This window comes from Sediminibacillus halophilus, from assembly GCF_900103695.1.
Taxonomy (GTDB): domain Bacteria; phylum Bacillota; class Bacilli; order Bacillales; family Amphibacillaceae; genus Sediminibacillus; species Sediminibacillus halophilus.
Map to the genome: position 1 here is coordinate 1 of NZ_FNHF01000011.1, position 23005 is coordinate 23005.

The 23005-nt window shown below is 43.6% G+C and carries 25 protein-coding genes, 1 rRNA gene and 2 other annotated features; all 26 genes read left to right on the forward strand.

Translation table 11 applies throughout. The features are described 5' to 3' along the window. A 5S ribosomal RNA gene (rrf, locus tag BLR82_RS20085) occupies positions 1-93 on the forward strand; the annotation flags it as partial. Positions 94-815: 722 nt separating this feature from the next. Then, positions 816-1466: an MgtC/SapB family protein gene (locus tag BLR82_RS20090; protein ID WP_074601267.1), complete on the forward strand. Its 651-nt coding sequence runs from the start codon at positions 816-818 to the stop codon at positions 1464-1466. A gap of 188 nt (positions 1467-1654) precedes the next feature. Then, positions 1655-2113 carry a CtsR family transcriptional regulator gene (locus BLR82_RS20095; protein ID WP_074601215.1) on the forward strand — a complete coding sequence of 153 codons (459 nt, stop codon included), beginning with the start codon at positions 1655-1657 and terminating at the stop codon, positions 2111-2113. Between the two features lie 18 nt (positions 2114-2131). Further along, positions 2132-2683 carry a protein-arginine kinase activator protein McsA gene (gene mcsA / locus BLR82_RS20100; RefSeq protein WP_074601216.1) on the forward strand — a complete coding sequence of 184 codons (552 nt, stop codon included), beginning with the start codon at positions 2132-2134 and terminating at the stop codon, positions 2681-2683. Continuing rightward, positions 2680-3744: a protein-arginine kinase McsB gene (mcsB, locus tag BLR82_RS20105; protein ID WP_074601217.1), complete on the forward strand. Its 1065-nt coding sequence runs from the start codon at positions 2680-2682 to the stop codon at positions 3742-3744. The genes mcsA and mcsB overlap by 4 nt, the downstream gene beginning before the upstream one ends. Before the next feature lie 24 nt (positions 3745-3768). Continuing rightward, a complete protein-coding gene (gene clpC, locus BLR82_RS20110; RefSeq protein ID WP_074601218.1) occupies positions 3769-6222 on the forward strand; it encodes an ATP-dependent protease ATP-binding subunit ClpC in 2454 nt (817 codons plus the stop codon). Between the two features lie 272 nt (positions 6223-6494). Next, a complete protein-coding gene (radA, locus tag BLR82_RS20115) occupies positions 6495-7868 on the forward strand; it encodes a DNA repair protein RadA (RefSeq protein WP_074601219.1) in 1374 nt (457 codons plus the stop codon). Continuing rightward, complete coding sequence (gene disA / locus BLR82_RS20120) at positions 7869-8945, forward strand: DNA integrity scanning diadenylate cyclase DisA (protein ID WP_074601220.1); 1077 nt, start codon at positions 7869-7871, stop codon at positions 8943-8945. A gap of 218 nt (positions 8946-9163) precedes the next feature. After that, the gene (locus BLR82_RS20125; protein ID WP_074601221.1) at positions 9164-10264 is read left to right on the forward strand and encodes a PIN/TRAM domain-containing protein; all 1101 of its coding nucleotides are present in this window, start codon (positions 9164-9166) and stop codon (positions 10262-10264) included. A 145-nt stretch (positions 10265-10409) separates the two neighbouring features. Then, complete coding sequence (gene ispD / locus BLR82_RS20130; protein ID WP_074601222.1) at positions 10410-11102, forward strand: 2-C-methyl-D-erythritol 4-phosphate cytidylyltransferase; 693 nt, start codon at positions 10410-10412, stop codon at positions 11100-11102. Positions 11103-11116: 14 nt separating this feature from the next. After that, positions 11117-11599, forward strand: a complete 483-nt coding sequence (ispF, locus tag BLR82_RS20135) for a 2-C-methyl-D-erythritol 2,4-cyclodiphosphate synthase (protein ID WP_074601223.1) — start codon at positions 11117-11119, stop codon at positions 11597-11599. Positions 11600-11691: 92 nt separating this feature from the next. After that, on the forward strand, positions 11692-13161 hold the full coding sequence (gene gltX, locus BLR82_RS20140; protein WP_074601224.1) for a glutamate--tRNA ligase: 1470 nt from the start codon (positions 11692-11694) through the stop codon (positions 13159-13161). Between the two features lie 43 nt (positions 13162-13204). After that, positions 13205-13417: a binding site (T-box leader), on the forward strand. Between the two features lie 123 nt (positions 13418-13540). Continuing rightward, positions 13541-14194, forward strand: coding sequence for a serine O-acetyltransferase (gene cysE / locus BLR82_RS20145; RefSeq protein WP_074601268.1), 654 nt, complete (start codon positions 13541-13543; stop codon positions 14192-14194). Beyond that, positions 14175-15575 (forward strand): cysteine--tRNA ligase, encoded by a 1401-nt coding sequence (gene cysS, locus BLR82_RS20150; RefSeq protein WP_074601225.1) that lies wholly within the window; start codon positions 14175-14177, stop codon positions 15573-15575. The genes cysE and cysS overlap by 20 nt, the downstream gene beginning before the upstream one ends. A gap of 2 nt (positions 15576-15577) precedes the next feature. Further along, positions 15578-15976 (forward strand): Mini-ribonuclease 3, encoded by a 399-nt coding sequence (locus BLR82_RS20155; RefSeq protein ID WP_425440917.1) that lies wholly within the window; start codon positions 15578-15580, stop codon positions 15974-15976. 6 nt (positions 15977-15982) lie between these two features. After that, positions 15983-16726: a 23S rRNA (guanosine(2251)-2'-O)-methyltransferase RlmB gene (rlmB, locus tag BLR82_RS20160; RefSeq protein ID WP_074601227.1), complete on the forward strand. Its 744-nt coding sequence runs from the start codon at positions 15983-15985 to the stop codon at positions 16724-16726. A gap of 2 nt (positions 16727-16728) precedes the next feature. Next, the gene (locus tag BLR82_RS20165; protein WP_074601228.1) at positions 16729-17238 is read left to right on the forward strand and encodes an NYN domain-containing protein; all 510 of its coding nucleotides are present in this window, start codon (positions 16729-16731) and stop codon (positions 17236-17238) included. Between the two features lie 83 nt (positions 17239-17321). After that, positions 17322-17978 carry an RNA polymerase sporulation sigma factor SigH gene (gene sigH, locus BLR82_RS20170; protein WP_026569030.1) on the forward strand — a complete coding sequence of 219 codons (657 nt, stop codon included), beginning with the start codon at positions 17322-17324 and terminating at the stop codon, positions 17976-17978. A gap of 71 nt (positions 17979-18049) precedes the next feature. Then, positions 18050-18199 carry a 50S ribosomal protein L33 gene (gene rpmG, locus BLR82_RS20175; protein WP_074601229.1) on the forward strand — a complete coding sequence of 50 codons (150 nt, stop codon included), beginning with the start codon at positions 18050-18052 and terminating at the stop codon, positions 18197-18199. A 40-nt stretch (positions 18200-18239) separates the two neighbouring features. After that, on the forward strand, positions 18240-18419 hold the full coding sequence (gene secE, locus BLR82_RS20180) for a preprotein translocase subunit SecE (protein WP_074601230.1): 180 nt from the start codon (positions 18240-18242) through the stop codon (positions 18417-18419). 135 nt (positions 18420-18554) lie between these two features. Next, positions 18555-19088, forward strand: a complete 534-nt coding sequence (gene nusG, locus BLR82_RS20185; RefSeq protein ID WP_026569032.1) for a transcription termination/antitermination protein NusG — start codon at positions 18555-18557, stop codon at positions 19086-19088. Positions 19089-19561: 473 nt separating this feature from the next. Next, positions 19562-19987, forward strand: a complete 426-nt coding sequence (gene rplK, locus BLR82_RS20190; RefSeq protein WP_026569033.1) for a 50S ribosomal protein L11 — start codon at positions 19562-19564, stop codon at positions 19985-19987. A 207-nt stretch (positions 19988-20194) separates the two neighbouring features. Next, on the forward strand, positions 20195-20890 hold the full coding sequence (gene rplA, locus BLR82_RS20195) for a 50S ribosomal protein L1 (protein ID WP_074601232.1): 696 nt from the start codon (positions 20195-20197) through the stop codon (positions 20888-20890). 64 nt (positions 20891-20954) lie between these two features. Next, positions 20955-21102: a sequence feature (ribosomal protein L10 leader region), on the forward strand. 46 nt (positions 21103-21148) lie between these two features. Continuing rightward, complete coding sequence (gene rplJ / locus BLR82_RS20200) at positions 21149-21649, forward strand: 50S ribosomal protein L10 (protein WP_074601233.1); 501 nt, start codon at positions 21149-21151, stop codon at positions 21647-21649. Positions 21650-21719: 70 nt separating this feature from the next. Next, entirely contained in the window at positions 21720-22085 is a 366-nt protein-coding gene (gene rplL, locus BLR82_RS20205; protein WP_026569036.1) for a 50S ribosomal protein L7/L12, read from the forward strand. A 182-nt stretch (positions 22086-22267) separates the two neighbouring features. After that, on the forward strand, positions 22268-22870 hold the full coding sequence (locus tag BLR82_RS20210) for a class I SAM-dependent methyltransferase (RefSeq protein ID WP_074601234.1): 603 nt from the start codon (positions 22268-22270) through the stop codon (positions 22868-22870). The last annotated feature ends 135 nt before the right edge of the window (positions 22871-23005 follow it).

Sequence of the window (23005 nt, forward strand, 5' to 3'; positions counted from 1 at the left end):
CACACCTGTTCCCATGCCGAACACAGCAGTTAAGCTCTCCAGCGCCCATGGTAGTTGGGGCTTTGCCCCTGCGAGAGTAGGACGCCGCCAGGCAAATTATAAACACCCTTGAATGAGTTCAGTCTCTTCCAAGGGTGTTTTTTTATGATTCGCAAATCAATACGTTTCAGAAGAGGTGGATATGAAGACACCTATTCACATGAAGCGAAGTGAAAAACTGTTGTGGAAATCACCCTCCAAGCTGTCAGAAGAAGAACCACAAAAGGTATCCAGTTCCATCCGCGTTTAAAAGAGGCATTTCGCCGTGTAAGTAAAAATGTTCATGGGTTGGAAACATAACGATAAAAGTTTTAAAACGAGATTCCTTTGGAACGAATAAAGCATAAAATTTTATGGCAACAAGCGGTTAAAAATATCTATAGAGTGAAATAGCGTAGCAGAGGAACTAAGCGAAACACCTGCAGAAAACGGACGACCAAGACCCCGCAGTGGGCTTTGCGAGGAGGCTTGGGGATCGTCCGCGGAAAGCGAGTTTAGTTCCTCTGCGGCCGCAGGAACATAGCTATTTTTTTGGAATAATCCTTTCGATAAAAGAGAGGGTGGAGTGAATATAACATCACCACATTTGAAAGATAACCAAAAGTTTTCAAAATAGTTATTTGTTTTAAAATAGAAACAAGCATTGCTGTTTATCATTACTACATAAGATAAAAGAAAACCCGATTTCATTTAGTCAGTAACGGGTATTTATTTCACTAGAATAAGGGGGAAGTGGAGTGCAGTTATCTAGTCTAATTCATGAGGATTTTACATTAATGGTAATTCGTTTATTCGTAGCCTTGCTGCTGTCCGGACTCATCGGATTTGAAAGAGAGTGGAATAACCATGCCGCAGGCTTTAGAACCCATATCTTAGTAGGTGTAGGGTCCTGTTTGATGATGCTTTTATCGATATATGGCTTTGAAGCCTTTATGGAGAAGTATGATAATGTTCGATTTGATCCTGCTCGTATCCCCTCTTATGTGATTAGCGGAATCGGATTTTTGGGCGCTGGGACAATTATGGTTCATGGAATTAATATTCGAGGTTTAACAACAGCAGCATCCATTTGGGCGGTGGCTGGTCTTGGCCTTGTGGTAGGTGCAGGTATGTATAGCCTGGCTGCAGTAGCTACGTTAATTATTTTACTTAGCTTAGTATTTTTGCAACAAGTAGAAAGGCTGTTTTTAAACAAACGGGCAAATCTCCATTTTGAATTAATTGTGGAGGAAGGCTTAAAAATTGAAAGCCTGCTTCGTATTTTTGAAAAGTACCAATCGAAAATCGAGAAAATGGAAGTAGAAAGAGCAGAGGATGATGCAAGAAGTTTGTTTATCGAACTGGACAATAAAACACAAATTGATAAGTATCAATTAATAGAAGAAATGTCTTCCCTCGAGCATTTAAAAAGGGTAAAGGAAATTTGAAGGGATTTTCTATAAAAAAGAAGAAGTCTTATAAAAACAAGAACAAAAAATCAAATTACGGAAGTTTATCCATGCTTTTTAAGGAAAAGATGTTTACTGAACTTTTTTATTTGCATCCTAAGAAAAGATGAGTATAATAAAAGTAAAGTCAAAGATAGTCAAAGTCAAAGCTGAGGAGGGGAGGGCAAATGAGTAACATATCTGATGTAATTGAGCGGTACTTAAAAGAAATTCTGCGCGAGACTAATAAAAACGCGGTTGAAATTAAAAGAAGTGAAATAGCGAACCAATTCCAGTGTGTGCCTTCTCAGATAAATTATGTGATTAAAACCCGCTTTACTGTGGAAAGGGGCTATATAGTCGAAAGTAAACGCGGAGGCGGAGGCTATATTCGCATAATTAGAATTGAAAATGAAGATAAAGCAAAATTGATCGATGATATTATTAAAATGATCCAACCTGCGGTAACACAGCAGGCTGCTGTGGATATATTGGAGCGAATGCTGGAGGAAGAATTGATTACCAAACGTGAGGCAAAAATGATGGCAAGTGCCATTGATCGCAGCACTCTTGCCTTTCAACTGCCGGTTCGCGATGAGGTGCGGTCCCGCATAATGACCGCAATGCTAGCAACTCTAAAATATTAGGCAGAAGGGGGAGTTGGCATGGAGTGCCAAGAATGCCATGAACGTCCAGCTACCTTGCATTTTTCAAAAATTGTTAACGGTAATAAAACAGAAATCCATGTATGTGAATATTGCGCCAAAGAAAAAGGGTATATGGGTTATGAAGACGAAGCTTATTCTCTGCATAATTTATTGTCTGGTTTATTTAACTTTGACGCTGGATCAGGTTTTAGTGAACAACATACGAGCAGTATACCTTCCGAACAAGGGCTCACTTGCCCGAAATGTGGCATGACCTATCAGGAGTTTGCCAGAATAGGTAAGTTCGGCTGTGCACGGTGTTATCAAACTTTTTCTGATCGACTCAACCCGGTGTTTCGCCGGGTTCACAGTGGGAACACAACCCATCATGGAAAAATACCTTCCAGAATTGGAAGTGGGATTCAGCAGAAACGGAAGTTAGGCGAGTACCGCGAACAGCTGAAACAGTTAATTGCCAACGAAGAGTTTGAAAGTGCTGCTCAGGTGAGAGATAAAATAAAACAATTGGAAAAAGACCTTAACCGCGACGGGGAAGGTGAGGAAGAATGAGCTTACAGCAATTTATGAATGAAGCGATCAGTCCGTGGATGAAGGAAGAAGGGCCGGATAGCGACATTGTGATGAGTAGTCGTATTCGCCTGGCAAGAAACTTTGAACAAGTTCCTTTCCCGATCATTGCCGATGCCGCTGATTTGGAAAAAGTGCTCTCGTTTTTTCAGAAGGAATATGAACATCAATCTTTTTCCAACTATAACGATTTGGCGCTCGTTAAAATGCGGGACTTGAAGCCGATTGAGAAAAAGGTTTTAGTGGAAAAACACTTGATCAGCCCTCATTTGGCAGAGAACGATGAAGAAGCTGCCGCCTTGATATCGAGCAATGAGCAAGTATCGGTAATGGTAAATGAAGAAGATCATATCCGGATACAATTATATTTTCCGGGTTTTCAATTGGAAAAAGCACTTGAACAGGCATTTACCTTTGATGATTGGCTGGAAGAAAGAATCAATTATGCGTTTGATGAAAAGCGCGGTTACTTGACTAGCTGTCCGACAAATGTAGGAACCGGGATGCGCGCTTCTGTCATGATGCATTTGCCGGCTCTGGCTCTAACTCAAAAAATCAACCGGATGATTCCGGCAATTAGCCAGCTTGGTTTGGTGGTTAGAGGTATATATGGCGAAGGAAGCGAAGCTATCGGAAACATTTTTCAAATTTCCAATCAGATTACCCTTGGTAAGTCGGAGCAGGACATTGTCCAGGACTTGCGGAGTGTCGTCAATCAACTAATCGATCAAGAACGAAAAGCTAGGCAGTTACTGGTAGAACAATCAGAGTTACAGCTTGAAGACAGGATTTTCCGTTCCTATGGCATCCTTCAGCACAGCCGTATCATTGAATCGAAAGAGGCTGCGAAATGCTTGTCAGATGTGCAGCTAGGTATAGATGTTGGTTATATAAATGATATCTCGAAAAGCATTCTCAACGAGTTAATGATCCTGTCCCAGCCTGGATTTTTACAGCATTATGCTAAAAGAATGCTGTCAGCGAAAGAAAGAGATGTGCTTAGAGCTTCATTGATTAGAGAACGGTTTAAACTGGAAATTTAACTAATGTAAGGAGGAAGACCTGATATGATGTTTGGTCGATTTACCGAAAGAGCACAAAAAGTTTTGGCCTTATCCCAGGAAGAAGCGGTCAGGTTAGGGCATAACAATATTGGTACAGAACATATTCTATTAGGGTTGGTAAGAGAAGGGGAAGGCATTGCTGCCAAAGCATTAAGCTCTCTCGGACTTGAAACGGAAAAAATCCAGGAAGAAGTAGAACAGTTAATTGGACGCGGCCAAAAAGTTTCGCAGACAATTCATTATACGCCGCGTGCAAAGAAGGTCATTGAACTCTCGATGGATGAAGCTCGAAAGCTGGGGCACTCATACGTAGGAACGGAACATATTCTATTGGGCCTTATCCGAGAAGGGGAAGGTGTCGCTGCAAGGGTCCTGAACAATCTTGGCGTCAGTCTGAACAAGGCAAGACAGCAAGTATTGCAATTGTTGGGCAGCAATGAATCAGCCGCTGGCCAACACGGCCGTAATGGTTCACAAGCCACTGCCGCCAATACACCTACCCTGGATTCACTGGCGAGGGACTTAACTTCAATCGCCAAGGACGGAAACGTGGATCCGGTTATCGGACGTGGGAAAGAGATTGAACGCGTCATTCAGGTGTTAAGCCGTCGAACCAAAAACAATCCCGTATTGATAGGGGAACCAGGTGTCGGTAAGACAGCCGTGGCCGAGGGGCTTGCCCAAAAAATCGTAAACAACGACGTTCCGGAAATTTTGCGTGATAAACGAGTCATGACATTGGATATGGGTACGGTTGTGGCTGGTACCAAATACCGCGGTGAATTCGAAGATCGCTTAAAGAAAGTAATGGAGGAAATACGACAGGCCGGAAATATTATATTATTCATCGATGAACTTCATACGTTAATTGGAGCTGGCGGTGCAGAAGGCGCAATAGACGCATCCAATATTCTGAAACCATCTCTTGCCCGCGGTGAACTGCAATGTATCGGGGCAACCACGCTAGATGAATATCGTAAATATATCGAGAAAGATGCAGCACTGGAACGACGGTTCCAACCTATCCAGGTGGATGAACCGACGATGGATCAATCTAAGCAAATTTTGCGGGGGCTGCGAGATCGTTACGAAGCCCACCATCGTGTCACCATTACGGATGAAGCCATCGAAGCTGCCGTTACGTTATCTGATCGTTATATCACCGATCGCTTTTTACCTGACAAAGCCATCGATTTAATTGATGAAGCAGGTTCGAAAGTGCGTCTACGCTCTTACACTGCTCCGCCAAACCTGAAAGATTTGGAGCAAAAGCTGGAAGAAGTTCGTAAGGAAAAGGATGCAGCGGTTCAAAGCCAGGAATTTGAAAAAGCAGCTTCCTTAAGAGACAGCGAACAGCGTTTGAGAGATGAACTGGATCAGACGAAGGAAGAATGGAAGGAACAACAGGGGCAGGAAAGCTCGGAAGTGACGGTCGAGGACATTGCCAGTGTTGTTTCGACATGGACCGGTGTTCCGGTTTCCAAGCTTACCAAAGACGAAAGCGAACGACTGCTTAATATGGAAGAAGTATTGCACGATCGAGTAATCGGGCAGGAGGAAGCAGTGAAAGCTGTAGCAAAAGCCATTCGCCGTGCCAGGGCCGGATTGAAGGATCCAAAACGCCCAATCGGTTCCTTTATCTTCTTGGGGCCAACAGGTGTAGGTAAGACGGAGTTGGCTCGTGCTCTAGCTGATACAATGTTCGGTGATGAGGAAGCGATGATTCGTATCGATATGTCCGAGTATATGGAAAAACACTCAACATCCCGACTTGTTGGTTCGCCTCCAGGTTATGTCGGTTATGAAGAAGGCGGACAATTAACAGAAAAAGTAAGAAGGAAGCCTTATTCCGTTGTGCTGCTCGACGAAATAGAGAAAGCACATCCTGAAGTCTTCAATATTCTGCTACAAGTACTGGAAGACGGGAGATTGACCGACTCTAAAGGAAGACTGGTCGATTTCCGCAATACGGTGTTGATTATGACCTCCAACGTAGGGGCCAGTGAATTGAAGCGCAACAAGTATGTAGGTTTCAATCTTGGAGACGAGGATCAAGGTTATAAAGGGATGAGGGATAAGGTAATGGATGAATTGAAAAAGGCATTCCGTCCAGAATTCCTCAATCGGATCGATGAAACAATCGTCTTCCACTCTCTGGAAAGAAAGCACATGAATGAAATTGTCACCTTGATGGCGAATGAACTGCAAAAAAGATTGGCAGATCAGGACATTGAGTTTACCTTAACCGATCAGGCGGTGGAAAAAATCGCAAATGAAGGGTTCGATCCGGAGTATGGTGCACGTCCGCTCCGTCGTTCCATTCAGAAGAATGTCGAGGATTTACTGTCCGAAGAATTGTTAAAAGAAAAGATTCAAAAAGGGCAGAAAGTGAAAATCGATGTCAACAAAAATGATGAGTTTACCGTTACGGCACAAAAAAGCAAGGCTGCCGAATAAGGCTGGAAAAACGGAAGGTTAAATCCCTTCCGTTTTTTCATTTTAAGAAAAGGTAGCGAGTAGAAGTTTGTGGCGGTACTGACATTCTGGCATCATAGGCTCTTTCAAGGTGGTTTACGAGAAAAAATCACCATTCTGGGACTGGTATAGGCATTCATGGCGTCATCGAACTGTTTATCGCTTTAAAGGAAGAGATATTTTTTAATAAATTGATAGAAGTCTGTAACTTGTTCGTTATCTCATTCGTATACAATAGGTGAGGAGAGATTATTTTGGCAAAAAGAAAGACGAAGTATGTTTGTCAGGAATGTGGATACGAAACACCAAAGTGGATGGGGAAATGTCCTAGCTGCCATAATTGGAATACGTTTGTGGAGGAAATGGAAGCTTCTTCTTCCTCAAGGCACACATTTCAAGTGCAATCTGGAACAAAATCAAAACCAGAAAAAATTACTGCTATTCAGTCAGAAGAGGAACCGCGGGTTACAACGAAAATGCCGGAATTCAACCGGGTGCTTGGTGGAGGTATTGTTCCAGGCTCGTTGGTCCTGATAGGCGGGGATCCCGGGATCGGGAAGTCAACCCTCCTGTTGCAGGTCTCTTCCCAGCTGGCAAGGAAACAAATGAATGTATTGTATATATCGGGTGAGGAATCGGCTCGTCAGACAAAGCTGCGTGCAGATCGCCTTGGCGTAACATCGGACAACCTTTATGTACTTGCCGCAACAAATTTACTGGATATATCCAATCAAATCGAGCAATTGAACCCGTCCTTTGTGGTTATTGATTCCATTCAGACCATTTATCGGGAGGAAGTCACCAGTGCACCGGGTAGTGTTTCACAAGTGCGGGAATGTACGAGCGAGCTCATGCGTATAGCTAAGAGTAAGGGAATACCCATTTTTATTGTCGGTCATGTCACCAAAGAGGGATCAATTGCCGGTCCGAGACTCCTTGAGCATATGGTGGATGCTGTCCTTTACTTTGAAGGGGAACGTCATCATACTTTCCGTATCTTAAGAGGTGTGAAAAACCGTTTCGGAAGCACGAATGAAATGGGTATCTTCGAAATGAAAGAAGAAGGCTTACGTGAAGTAAACAATCCATCGGAAATTTTTCTCGAAGAACGCTCGCAGGGAGCGGCAGGATCCACCGTAGTGGCTTCCATGGAAGGAAGCCGGCCGGTACTGGTGGAAATCCAAGCACTGATATCTCCCACCAGCTTTGGAAATCCAAGGCGAATGGCTACAGGCATCGATCACAACCGGGTCCCGCTTTTAATGGCTGTTCTAGAAAAAAGGGTCGGCCTGATGCTACAAAACCAGGATGCCTATGTGAAGGTTGCTGGAGGGGTGAAATTGGATGAACCCGCCATCGACCTGGCAGTTGCTGTCAGCATTGCTTCCAGCTTCCGTGACCAGGTGTCCAGGCCGGATGACGTGTTGATCGGCGAAGTGGGACTGACCGGCGAAGTCCGAAGGGTAGCGAGGATTGACCAAAGAGTCCAGGAAGCAGCGAAGCTTGGTTTCCAGCGGGCAATTATTCCGGCGAAAAATCTTGATGGATGGACGACTCCGAATAATATTGAAATCGTCGGGGTGAACACGGTTCAAGAAGCCTTAAAAGTGACGCTGGGAGGAAACTAAATGGAATGGCAGGGTAGAAAAGAAGCAAAGGTAATTGAGGCAATGCTGAAGTTTGTAGCTCCTGGAACTCCTATGAGACAGGGGATTGATAATGTATTGAGAGCTAACACCGGGGGCCTGATTGTCGTCGGCAGCCCCGATAAACTCAAGGGGGTTGTCGATGGCGGATTTGCGATAAATGCTTCTTTTTCCCCTGCAAATCTGTATGAACTGGCAAAAATGGACGGAGCAATCCTTCTCAGTGAGGATGCGTCGACCATTCTTTATGCCAATGTTCAACTGATGCCGGAGCCTACCATTCCTTCTAAAGAAACAGGAATGCGGCATCGGACGGCTGAACGAGTTGCAAAACAAACTGAAACGCTAGTGATTGCCATTTCAGAACGAAGAAATGTCATCACACTTTATAACGGCGGTATTCGATACGCATTGAAAGAAATGGGTGTCATCTTAACGAAAGCGAACCAAGCAATGCAGACATTGGAGAAATATAAAATCGTGCTTGATCAGACCCTGACCAATTTAGGGGCGCTGGAATTTGAGGATTTGGTGACATTAACAGAGATTGTGCAAGTCTTTCACCGGATAGAAATGGTGCTGAGAATCAAAACAGAGATACTTAAATATATTACGGAGTTGGGCACGGAAGGACGTCTAATCCAATTGCAATTGACTGAGTTGGTTGCTGATATCGAAATAGAGGCTGCCCTTATTATCAGGGATTACAGCACGGATTCCGGCTTGTCACCAGAAGAGATGCTGCTGAAAATGCAGGAGGTAGTTTCGGCTGAGCTTACCAGCGAGGAACAAATCATCAAAATGCTGGGATATAGTCTCGACTTTAAACGCGATGCTATTATTTATCCGCGGGGATATCGGGTTCTAGCCAAGATACCGCGTCTCCCTCACGTAATCATCGATTATCTTATTGATCATTTTGGAATGTTGAATGAAGTAGCCAATGCATCTACTCAAGAGCTTGTTTCCGTTAATGGAGTGGGAGACATAAGGGCCAGAAAAATCAAGGATGGGTTGAACAGATTGCAGGAGCAGCTTTTCATCGACAGGCATATTTAAAATAGTTTGACTATGAACACTTACTGTGATAAAATCTTTATTTTTACTCATTTGACTGATTTTGTCAAGTGTGATAATTTAAGTTTAGAAACCTGCCTATAAAGCGATCCGGCGATAAGGGGGTTTCCACTGGAAATGAACTTGACACTACTAAGAAACAATTATTCGGGGATAAATTTTATATATTTGGAGATACTGACTCATAGGAGGTGACCTTGGTGCTAAAAAGAATTGTACAGCTGTTCATCATTATAGCTGGCGGAACGATTGGATATTTGTATATACCAGATTTATTGGAATTAACGGGCCTTACGAACGGAAACTGGGTTGAGTCACCATATGTAGGTCTAGTATTTGGGGCAATTATTTTATACTTACTATCATTTTGGGTGGTAGATTACATCGTAGACTTTTTGCGGTGGGTTGAGGAGACGCTTGTCAAGGCTCCAGTCGGAGACTTGTTATTCGGCAGTCTTGGATTGATTCTTGGACTGGTAATCGCCTATTTAATCACCATACCAATTTTGGATATTGAGATTAAACTTGTTTCCCAGGTATTGCCGATATTTGTGACGTTTTTATTGGGATACTTCGGTTTCCAGGTCGGTTTTAAACGAAGAGACGAATTTTTGAACTTATTGACGCTCGCTAGGAAGGAAAAAGACAAGACAGCCGTAGAAGAGAACGAGACAGAATCGAATCGGCAAATGCCTAAGGTGAAAATCCTTGATACCAGCGTCATTATTGACGGTAGAATTGCAGATATCTGTCAAACCAACTTTTTGGAAGGGACAGTGCTGATTCCACAGTTTGTATTGGAAGAGTTGCAGCACATCGCTGATTCTTCAGATGTCCTGAAACGAAATCGAGGCCGGCGCGGACTGGATGTTCTGAATCGAATGCAGAAAGAGCTGCCTGTAAATGTTGAAATTTATGAAGGAGATTTTGAAGAAATCCAAGAAGTGGACAGTAAGCTTGTCAAGCTTGCTAAAGTGATTGACGGGGTTGTCGTCACCAATGACTTTAACTTAAATAAAGTATGTGAATTCCAGCATGTCCAGGTATTGAATATCAACGACCTGGCAAATGCCGTGAAGCCGGTCGTCCTACCTGGTGAAGAATTGACTGTTCAGGTCATTAAGGACGGGAAGGAACAAAACCAGGGTGTTGCCTATCTGGACGATGGCACGATGATTGTTGTCGAAGAAGGCAAGGAATACATTGGCAAAACAATTGAAGTGTTAATCACCAGTGTCCTGCAAACTTCTGCGGGCCGAATGATTTTTGCCAAACCAAAATTACTTGAAAAAGCACTATAAAAAAGGTATAACTTATAGAGGAAAACAAAAGTGATAACAGTTCTGTTATCGCTTTTGTTATGAGAGGACCCTTTAGGATATGGAGATACATATAAACAGAATGAACAGGGAATGTTCCCTAGATTAAAACTAGGATGATACAATAATGAGGAGTTATCAGGCTATTATACTGGCAGCTGGTCAGGGAAAGCGGATGAAGGCCGGAGAAAACAAACAGTTTATCAATATCAGTGGACGGCCACTGATCCTTCATACGCTCGATGTGTTTTTGCAGGATAGCTGGTGTGCTGCGATTACTTTGGTTGTGAACCCAAAGGACGAAGAGCGGATGAGAGAGCTGCTTGATTTGGTCTCCTCCCAAAAGGATATCCGTCTGGTCATGGGCGGAGAAGAACGCCAGCAAAGCGTGTTTTCCGGTTTGAAAAGCCTAAAGGGATACACAGGCATAGTATTTATTCATGATGGTGCCCGTCCGTTTGTGTCGAACGACCATCTTCATGCATTGGCTGAAGCGACTGTAGAAAACCGGGCAGCACTGTTGGCGGTGCCTGTAACGGACACGATTAAGCAAGTGGTCAACGGGCGATTAGAAACATTGGACAGAAAAACGCTCTGGGCGGCACAAACACCGCAAAGCTTTGATTTTGAACTGATTCACCAGATACATCAACAGGCGGCTGAACAAGGGGTTCTTGGAACAGACGATGCTTCTTTGGCGGAGCATTATGGCTATGATGTGGGGATTGTGCAAGGAAGCTATCATAACATTAAAGTCACAACACCTGAAGACTTGGGGAAAGCTCAAGCCTTTTTGGGAAGTAAGCAGAATAACAAGTAAAGGGGATAACGGTCATGTTCCGTATAGGACAAGGTTTCGATGTCCACCAGTTTGCCGAAGGGCGTCCTTGCATTATCGGTGGAGTGGACATTCCTTATGAGAAAGGACTTCTGGGCCATTCCGACGCCGATGTACTGCTCCATACAATTGCGGATGCGTGCTTGGGAGCGATAGGGGAAGGAGATATCGGCAAGCATTTTCCGGATACAGACCCGTCGTTTAAAGATGCCGATTCTGAGCGTCTACTGGCACATGTTTGGCGATTGGTCGAGGAGCGCGGCTATCAACTAGGTAATCTTGATTGCACGGTCATTGCGCAGGCTCCCAAAATGGCTCCTTACATTGAAGCGATCAGAGGCAACATCTGCCGGATTCTGGCTGTCGACGTCTCGCAAGTGAATGTCAAGGCGACAACAACGGAAAAGTTAGGGTTCCCGGGGAGAAAAGAAGGAATTGCTGCGCAAGCTGTAGTACTGTTGCATAATAATCAACAATGACCGGTATTAGTGATAGAATGAATGTAGAAATGAATTCATGAAAAGTTGGCAGAATAATATAGATTGGTTAACAAAGGAAGGAGCTCGGCAAGATGACGAACGAAGTAAGGGTGCGCTATGCGCCAAGCCCAACCGGACATTTACATATAGGAAATGCCCGCACGGCTTTATTTAACTATTTATATGCCCGTCATCTGGGCGGTAAATTTATTATCCGTACAGAAGACACGGATGAAAAAAGAAATGTAGCTGGCGGTGAAGAAAGCCAGCTTAGTTATTTGAAATGGCTAGGAATAGAATGGGATGAAGGTGCGGATATTGGCGGTGATTACGGACCCTACCGGCAGACTGAGCGGCTGGATTTATACCAAAAATACGTAGACGAGTTGCTGGAAAGAGACCTTGCATACAAATGTTATATGACAGCTGAAGAGCTGGAACAAGAGCGGGAGGAACAAAAAGCTAACGGACAAGTTCCGAAGTATTCCGGTGCCCACAGCAATCTTTCAGAGGAAGAGATTCAGCAGTTCGAAGCGGAGGGCCGCCAGCCGAGCATTCGTTTCCGTGTACCGAAGAATGTAACGTATAAATTCAATGATATTGTCCGTGGAGATATTACCTTTGATTCCAGCGATTTTGGAGATTGGGTAATCGTGAAAAAGAACGGGATTCCTACTTATAATTTCGCTGTTGCAATTGATGACCATTTAATGAAGATCTCCCATGTGCTGAGGGGAGAAGAGCATATCTCCAATACACCAAAACAGATGATGATTTACGATGCGTTTAACTGGGAACCTCCAAAGTTCGGTCATATGACATTGATTTTGAACGAAAACCGCAAAAAACTGAGCAAGCGGGATGAGCATATACTGCAATTTATCGAACAATATAAAAATCTCGGTTACTTGCCGGAAGCATTGTTCAACTTTATTACATTATTAGGCTGGTCGCCGGTTGGGGAAGAAGAATTGTTTACCAAGCAGCAGTTCATTGAGATGTTTGATCCGGATCGATTGTCCACCTCCCCAGCGATTTTTGATCCACAGAAGCTGAAGTGGATGAATAATCAATACATCAAAGCGACCGATTTTGATCATGTCGTGAAACTGGCACTGCCTCATTTGGTCCACGCAGAAAGACTGCCGGAAGACATGGATAAAGAACAGGAAGATTGGGCGCTGGAACTGATCGGGCTTTATAAGGATCAATTAAACTATGGAGCGGAAATCGTAGAATTGACGGAGCTGTTCTTCCGTAAGGAAATTCAGTACAGCCAAGAAGCGCTGGAAGTTCTTCACGAGGAGCAGGTTCCAGAAGTGTTATCCGTATTCGCTGATAAGCTTGAAGCAAGTGATGATTTTACGCCGGACGCAATTAAAGCAGAAATCAAAGCGACACAAAAAGAAACGAAACACAAAGGGAAAAAATTATTCATGCCGATTCGTGTGGCGACAACCGGTCAGGTTCATGGGCCGGAATTGCCTAATTCGATCCATTTGTTAGGAAAGGATACAGTCCTGGCGAGACTGCGTTCCGCCATTGAACAAATCAACAAGTAAAGCTTCACATTTTCATCGTTTTGTAATATAGTAATACTACAAAAATCGAGCGTTGAAGAGGAGAAGTAAAAAGCGGCAGGCTTAGAAAGAGAGAATCACCACCGGCTGAAAGTGATTTTAAGCGTCCGTTTTTGAAATGCACCTCTGAGTCCCTTATTGAAATGAGTAGGTAAGGGCGGCTGCCTGCCGTTAACCAGGAACTTGAGTTGGGGAATTTTTCCCAAACAGAGTGGAACCGCGCTTAAGCGTCTCTGTGTATGTATACACGGAGGCGCTTTTTTTGTTAGGTACGGTAGAAGGTTTTTCCATTTTCAAGGATATTGGAATCATGGGATGATTCAACGAGGAAGGGAGGCGGTCTTACGTGGGTTTTTTTAGAATGCTGAAAGAAGATATTCTAGTCGTGTTTGACCAGGACCCGGCTGCCCGTACTTATTTTGAAGTTATTTTAACGTACGCAGGGTTACATGCAATTTGGGCACATCGGGTTGCTCACGCTTTTTATAACAAGAAGTTTTATTTTATTGCCCGGGTAATTTCACAAATCAGCCGTTTCTTGACAGGGATTGAAATTCATCCAGGGGCAAAAATAGGAAAAAGATTTTTTATTGACCACGGAATGGGTGTGGTAATCGGGGAAACATGTGAAATCGGAGATAACGTTACAATCTTCCAGGGAGTCACCTTAGGGGGCACTGGCAAAGAGAAGGGAAAAAGACATCCAACGATAAAAAACAATGCTCTAATCGCAACCGGGGCAAAGGTGCTCGGTTCGATTGTGATTGGTGAGAGCTCCAAAGTAGGGGCTGGCTCGGTGGTCCTGCATGATGTCCCTGACCACTCAACAGTTGTCGGAATTCCCGGAAGAGTGGTCATTCAAAACGGAGAGCGGGTAAGAAAGGATCTCGATCATCATAAGCTGCCCGATCCCCTTTCAGAGGTAATGAAAGATATGGAGGCTGAAATAAACGCTTTGCGAAAAGAATTAGATGAGTTAAAAGGAGTGAAGAGCCATGACAATACAACTTTATAATACGTTGACCCGGCAAAAGGAGCCCTTCGAAACCATTGAAGAAGGAAAGGTTAGAATGTATGTCTGCGGTCCAACTGTCTATAACTATATCCATATCGGGAATGCGCGCCCTGCAATTGTATTCGATACGGTAAGAAGGTATCTGGAATATCGTGGATATGAGGTCAATTATGTGTTGAACTTTACGGATGTCGACGACAAAATAATCAAAGCGGCGAATGAACTTGGAGAAGAAGTTCCGGATATATCACAGCGGTTCATCAATGCTTATAAGGAAGATGTCGGTGCTCTGGGTGTGAAGCAAGCTGACCATCATCCCCGCGTAACAGAAAGCATGGAGGAAATCATTGACTTTATCTCCTTGCTGATAGAGAAAGGGCACGCATATGAAGCGGACGGTGACGTGTACTTCCGCACTCGTTCCTTTGATAATTATGGCAAGCTGTCCCATCAGTCGGTCGACGAGCTTCGATCAGGCGCCAGAATTCAGGTAGGAGAGAAAAAAGATGACCCACTCGATTTCGCTTTATGGAAACAGGCCAAATCAGAAGAAATCTCGTGGGACTCTCCCTGGGGCAAAGGCCGTCCGGGGTGGCATATCGAATGCTCGGCCATGGCCAAGAAATACCTGGGCGACACCATTGACATTCATGCCGGCGGACAGGATTTGACTTTCCCGCATCACGAGAATGAAATAGCTCAATCGGAAGCTGGCAATGATAAGCAGTTTGCGAACTATTGGATGCATAACGGTTATATCAATATAGATAATGAAAAAATGTCCAAATCACTGGGCAACTTTGTTCTTGCTCATGACTTGATCGAACAGCATGAGCCCCAGGTAGTACGTTTCTTCATGTTAAGCGTCCACTACCGGAACCCAATCAATTTCAGTGAGGCATTATTGGAAAGTGCTAAAAATAGTTTGGACCGAATCAAAAATGCCTATTTAAATTTGGAACACCGCAAGCAGTCCAGCGCTAATCTTGATGAAAACGAGGAAGAATGGCTGGAAAAAGCGGAGGGTTATCAAAGAAGATTCATCGAGGAGATGGACGATGATTTCAATACAGCCAATGCCATAGCTGTATTGTTTGATATAACGAAAGACGCCAATGTTTATTTGCAGTCCAAGCAAACTTCCGAACGGGTCATCAACAGGCTGATGGAGCTGTTAGAACAGCAGACAGGCGTCCTTGGCATACAGTTAAAACAAGAAGTAGAATTGCTGGATGAAGAAGTAGAAGCTTTGATCAAGCAAAGGATTGACGCAAGAAAGAACCGTGATTTCGCGTTGGCGGACCAAATTAGGGATGATTTGAAGGAACAGGGGATCATTCTCGAGGATACACCGCAAGGTACGCGGTGGAAGCGGGGATGAACATGTCGGAAGTAGATGTAAAACAAATGAAGAGTCTGAATCTGGCTTATATGGGAGATGCCGTTTATGAAATCTATGTAAGGCATCATCTTATTAGAAAAGGGAATGTAAAGCCAGATCAATTACACCGTTCCGCAGTCGCGTTTGTCTCTGCTAAGTCGCAAGCCAGGGTGATTACTGATTGGCTTGAGAAGGAACGGTTGTCTACGGAGGAAGAGGGGGTTGTCCGGAGAGGCAGGAATGCCAAATCCGGAACGGTGCCTAAAAATACAGATGTACAAACCTATCGATATAGTACTGCTTTTGAAGCGCTGTTGGGGTATTTATACTTGGGTGGAAATAAAGAAAGGCTGGAACAGTTAGTGGAAGCAGCCATCGCATTCGTAGAGGAAAGGGATTGATCAATAATGGCTGAAGAATGGATCATTGGCAAAAATCCGGTTACAGAAGCATTGAAATCTGGACGATCGATCAATAAAATTTTGATTTCAGACCAGTTGCAAAAACAAGCGTCTCATAAGATTCAGTCACTGGCCAAGGAGAATGGCGTGACAGTACAGCAAGTACCAAGGCGAAAGATAGACCAGCTGGTGGAAGGGAATCATCAAGGGGTAGCTGCAGCTGTCGCTGCGTATGCATACAGCGACCTGGAAGATTTATTCAAAGCTGCCGAACAAAAGGACGAGCCTCCGTTCTTTATGATTTTAGATGAAATAGAAGATCCGCATAACTTGGGCTCTATTCTCCGTACCGCTGACGCGGCTGGGGTTCATGGGGTTATCATTCCAAAACGCCGATCGGTCGGCTTGACCACGGTGGTAGCCAAAACGTCGGCAGGAGCGATTGAGTATATCCCTGTCGCCCGTGTAACCAATATCGCAGCCACCATTGATGAATTAAAAGAAAGAAACGTATGGGTGGTTGGTACTGCTGCAGATGGTTCAGAGGATTATCGGGAACTGTCGGCAGATATGCCGTTAGCCCTTGTCATCGGCAATGAAGGGAAAGGAATGAGCAGGCTGGTGAAAGAAAAGTGCGATTGGACAGTAAGGCTGTCAATGAAAGGAAAAGTTTCCTCGTTGAATGCCTCTGTTGCTGCGGGATTGCTTATGTATGAAGTTTTTAGAAAACGGAATCCGATTGGTGAATGACAATGGATGTATTAGTGGTTGACGGATACAATATCATCGGTGCCTGGGATGAATTAAAGAAATTAAAAGATCATGACCTTGCTCAGGCTCGTGATCTTTTAATTGCCAATATGGCAGAGTACCAAGCGTATAAAGGAATGAGGGTAATTGTCGTATTTGACGCTTATTACGTCCAGGGCCTTTCGAAAAAACAACAGAATTTCAAGGTTGAAGTAATTTTTACGAAAGAAAAAGAGACGGCTGATGAATGTATCGAGAAATTAATCAAACAGTTGAAAAACGTGAAAACCCAAGTGTATGTCGCTACTTCAGATTTCACAGAACAACGTACCATTTTTGCTCAGGGGGCACTCCGCAAGTCCGCACGAGAGCTTTATATTGAGATGCGGAATATAGAGAAAGAGATAGAGGAAGATTTAGAATCTTATCGAAATATCCAATCCTCCTCCAAGATTCCGATCAAAAAAGATATATTGGAAGTGTTCGAAAAATGGCGAAGGGGCGGACATTAGTCGACACCTGTTATTGACGATAGTGAAACGCTTACTGTATAATATTGCTATATTCACGGCAGTATAGTCGGGGGGAATCCTGGGTGACCATCACACACACGGAGACAGACGATCAGGAATTAGGCTATGAGAAACTAGAAGACGATGAGTTGATTGAATTGGTTCATCAGGGCCAAACCTATGCCTTGGACTATTTGATTACGAAGTACAGAAACTTTGTTAGGGCAAAAGCCCGGACCTACTTTTTAATCGGAGCGGACCGGGAGGATATAGTACAGGAAGGCATGATAGGTCTCTATAAAGCAATTCGGGACTATAAAGGAGACAAACTTTCTTCTTTTAAAGCATTTGCCGAACTATGTATAACCCGCCAAATTATCACTGCAATCAAAACAGCCACGAGGCAAAAACATATCCCGTTAAATTCTTATGTTTCACTGGACAAGCCTATTTATGATGAAGAGTCAGACAGGACACTCATGGATGTGATTGCCGGATCCAAGGCCGTCGACCCGCAAGAGTTGATTGTGAACCGTGAGAAATTCGGTGACATGGAATATAAAATGTCAGAATTGTTAAGCGAATTAGAGCAGCAAGTGCTCAGTCTGTATCTGGACGGCAGATCTTATCAAGAGATTTCCGTAGAGTTGAAACGACATGTAAAATCGATTGATAATGCCCTTCAGCGGGTGAAGCGCAAACTGGAGCGTTACTTGGAAATCAGTGAATTGAGTCTATAAAGGTAACGTTGACAGGCTCTTGTTACCATGCTACATTGGTATGGTGAAAAACCCTGAAACGGGGTGATGAAATGAGACGTAAAGTAGTACTGGCCTGTGTTGACTGCCTAAGCAGAAACTACAGTACAGATAAGAATAAAACAGAGAATGCCGAACGGTTGGAAGTTCGCAAATTTTGCAAGAGATGTGGAGCTCATACCCTGCATCGGGAAACGAAATAAGTAAAAGCCGGTCTGTAGGCCTTAAGTTTGGGGGTAAAGCATGAAACTTATCACATTCTTTAAAAATGTTTCCAGAGAAATGAAAAAGGTGAGCTGGCCAAAGGGTCGGGAACTTACAAGCTATACAATCACAGTTGTATGCACCGTTGCGTTTGTCGCAGTCTTTTTTGCTGTGATTGATTTGGGAATTACGGAAATTCTTAATCTATTGTTTGAATAATTAATGGTAGTTTATGCTATAATATAGTTAATCATACTTTTACGAGCAAAACCCGTGAACTGCGGGTTTTTTAAATTGGCAAAAATAATCAGTATTCGAAAAGGGAGGGAAGGGCAAGGGGATTGTCCTGAAATCATGGAAAAAAATTGGTATGTAGTCCACACTTATTCTGGCTACGAAAACAAAGTGAAAACGAATCTGGAGAAACGTTTGGAATCAATGGGAATGGAAGATAAGATTTTTCGTGTGCTTGTTCCTGAAGACGAGGAAACAGAAATCAAGAACGGAAAAAAGAAGGTAGCTAAAAAGAAAGTATTTCCGGGTTATGTATTGGCCGAAATGATCATGACAGATGATTCCTGGTACGTGGTCCGCAACACCCCGGGAGTGACCGGATTCGTCGGCTCGACCGGAGCAGGCTCCAAACCCATCCCTCTCTTACCTGAGGAAGCAGAGTTTATACTGAAACGGATGGGTATGCAAGAACAGGTCACCGAAGTAGACTTCGAGGAAAAGGAAAGTGTCCGCGTAACCGACGGGCCATTCACGAACTTTACTGGTACCATCGAACAAATTGATCTCGATAAGCAAAAAGTCAAGGTACATGTGAACATGTTCGGCAGAGAAACCCCTGTAGAACTAGAATTCTCCCAAATCGAAAAATTATAATAGAAGATGTAAGAAAAGCGAAAGCGCCTTGCACACCCCCGATAAAGAAAACTGGCTGATTGGCGAGCCATCAGGCGATGACAGAGGCTAAGCTGCACTTATACTTTAATCTAAAAAATTCACTGCGTCGTTTATATCCTATGCTAAATTTTTTAAGGTTCTGAAGTGCAAGCTTAAGCCAAACATAGGATGGCGGTTTTACACACAGAGGATGTGCTTAAGACGGGGTAGGTGCTGGATCTGGACAAAGACACATTAAAAATAATTGAAAGCAATCGATATGGCTGTACGTTCCTATAGGCAATGGTCAAAGAACAGGAACTGGGAATGACTGGTATTCAAACAACCCCTTGCATTTTGTTCGTAAAGATGCTAGAATTTTTATGTTCTTTATGCTCGGTGTATAAAGATATACGATGAGTGGGAGGGGAAGACCCTATTACCACATCACGGACTTTAAGGAGGTGTGTCTCGTGGCTAAAAAAGTTATTAAAGTTGTAAAACTTCAAATCCCTGCAGGGAAGGCAAACCCGGCACCGCCAGTTGGACCGGCATTGGGTCAAGCAGGTGTAAATATCATGGGATTTTGTAAGGAATTCAATGCCCGCACGCAAGACCAGGCTGGCATGATTATTCCAGTAGAAATCACGGTATTTGAGGACCGTTCATTTACATTTATCACAAAAACTCCGCCTGCTGCTGTGCTTCTTAAAAAAGCAGCTGGAATCGAAACGGCGTCAGGTGAACCAAACCGTAATAAAGTTGCTACTGTCAAGCGCGACAAAGTAAAAGAGATTGCGGAAACCAAAATGCCTGATCTGAATGCTGCTAACGTGGAAGCGGCTATGCGTATGGTTGAAGGTACAGCGCGTAGTATGGGAATCGTTATCGAAGACTAATCCCACAGCGACTCTGCTGAGTAAAGAAGGTTGCGATGATGGCGGAAGTGCCTTTCGCAACCTTTTTGTAGGACAGGGATTAAATCATGATTGCCTCCGAAGCAATCGTGTAGCGAGCCCGGCTGTGGAAGACAGCCGGTGAGGCTCGTTCCGCTTTTTAAAGTGGGAGGTATAACCGTTAAAACCACAATCAAGGAGGAAAAAATAATGGCTAAAAAAAGCAAAAAGCAACAAGAAGCTTTGAAACTTGTTGACCGTTCAAAAGCTTATGAAATAAAAGAAGCAGTAGAGCTAATCAAGCAAACTGCCAAAGCTAACTTTGATGAAACCGTAGAGGCTGCGTTTCGATTGGGTGTTGACCCTAAAAAAGCTGACCAACAGCTTCGCGGTGCAATGGTGCTTCCGCACGGTACTGGTAAAACACAGCGCGTCTTGGTTTTCGCGAAAGGCGATAAAGCCAAAGAGGCTGAAAACGCTGGTGCTGACTTTGTAGGAGAGCAAGATCTAATCAACAGAATCAACCAAGGATGGTTTGATTTTGATGTCGTTGTAGCGACTCCTGACATGATGGCTGAAGTTGGTAAGCTAGGACGCGTATTGGGGCCAAAAGGTTTGATGCCAAACCCTAAGACCGGCACGGTTACTTTTGAAGTTGAAAAAGCAGTACAAGAAATCAAAGCCGGTAAGGTAGAATACCGCGTGGATAAGTCTTCCAATGTTCATGTGCCAATCGGAAAAGTATCCTTTGATGACGCTAAGTTGATCGAGAACTTTGAAGCAATTACGGATACCTTAGTGAAAGCAAAACCACAAGCGGCTAAAGGCATTTACATGCGTAACGCTTCTGTTGCTTCTACGATGGGCCCTGGCATCAAAGTAGACGTTTCTAGCTTTGTTCGCTAAAAAAGTCTATTGACTTGTCATGAATGTTTAGCTATAATGTACAATGTTGCATAAGTTAAAGTAACTAAATATAAACGTTGTACCGTAGACAGCAGGCGCTGAAAAGCTTAATTTCCTGCCGAGGTGTGTGAATAGAAAACAATCACCGTTGTATGATTGTTTCATCGAAAACAAAACCTCCATGTCTGCATGGGGGTTTTTTTCATGTATTGGCATAGGATCTAACGGTATGATGAAAAGTCAATAGGAGGTGGAACAATGTCCAAAACAATTGAGCACAAAAAACAAGTTGTAACCGAAATCGCCGACAAGTTCCGCGAAAGTAAATCAACAATTCTTGTCGATTACCGCGGTCTTGACGTTGCAGAAGTTACAGAACTTCGTACACAACTTCGTGATGCTGGTGTCGATTTCAAAGTGTACAAAAACACAATGACTCGCCGCGCTGCAGAAGAGGCTGAGCTGGGAGATCTCAACGAAACGTTGGTTGGGCCGACGGCTATTGCGTTTAGTGCTGACGATGTAGTAGCACCTGCAAAGATTTTGAATAACTTTGCTAAGGAACATGAAGCGCTTGAGATCAAAGCTGGTGTCATCGAAGGAAGCATTGCATCCCTTGAGCAAATCAAGGAACTTGCCGACCTGCCAAATTACGAAGGTATGCTTTCTATGCTGCTTAGCGTGCTTCAAGCACCTGTCCGCAATTTCGCTTACGCTACAAAAGCAGTTGCAGAACAAAAAGAAGAACAAGGCGCGTAAGCTAGCACTTGTTTAGAGATTTAACGTGATTCGTTTCAAATAAAATTAATTATTCCAAGGAGGAAGAAACATGTCTAAAGAACAAATTATCGAGCAAATTAAAGAAATGACAGTTCTTGAATTGAATGACCTGGTAAAAGCTATTGAAGAAGAATTTGGAGTAACTGCTGCTGCACCAGTTGCTGCTGCAGGCGCAGCTGGCGGCGGAGAAGCTGCTGCAGAACAAACTGAATTTGATGTTGTTCTGGAAAGTGCTGGATCTTCTAAAATCAAAGTTGTTAAAGCAGTACGCGAAATCACTGGTCTTGGCCTTAAAGATGCAAAAGATCTTGTAGATAACGCTCCAGGAGCAATCAAAGAAGGCGTTGCGAAAGAAGAAGCTGAAGAAATGAAATCTAAGCTTGAAGAAGCAGGCGCTTCTGTTGAATTGAAGTAATGAATAAACAAGCCCGCCTTTACCGGCGGGCTTTTATTACCTTTAAAGGTTTCTGCTCCGGGAATTGTGAAACACCTAAACAAACCGAGTTGGGCGGCAATAACGGGAATCGCGATTAAGCCTGTTCCCGGTATTTACATCCTCTGAATCATTTTAACTAAGAAAAGCAGGTGCTTACCATTATGTCTGAGCATTATTATTCGAAAAAACCAACATCAGAGAGTAATCCGAAAACCTGGCATTACAAACTGAGGGGTTTTGACTTTTCTTTTACCACTGATCACGGAGTGTTTTCCAGAAATGAAGTAGACTTCGGCTCCCGTACATTAATTGAAGGTTTTACAGAGCCGGCGGTAGCAGGCGGGTTCCTTGACCTTGGTTGTGGATACGGACCGATAGGTTTGTCATTGGCGAAATCTTTTCCGCACCGTCATATTACCATGAGTGATATCAATGAAAGGGCGATTGACTTAGCCAGGCAAAACGCGATAAACAACCAGGTGGAAAACGTAGAATTTAAAATTAGTGATCGTCTCCAGTCCTTCCAAAACGAAACGTTTTCAGCTATAGTAACCAATCCCCCGATCCGTGCAGGGAAAAAAGTAATTTTCGATATGTTTGAAGAAAGCTGCCAAGCGCTGCTTCCGCAAGGGGAGTTGACGGTTGTCATTCAGAAGAAACAGGGAGCGCCTTCTGCCCAAAAGAAATTGGAACAACTATTTGGGAATGTCGAAGTGCTTACAAAAAACAAGGGTTATTACTTATTAAAATCAACAAAGCAATAAGTAGTCCGCTGCTTTTGTGCCAGGAATTTTATCATTGACTCGCTGTTCCTGTTGTGGTAATATTGAAAAATGCCAATAGGCGACTTCCCTTGTCAAGGATTATTTTCACTTTTTTTACGTATAATCTTTTTTGAT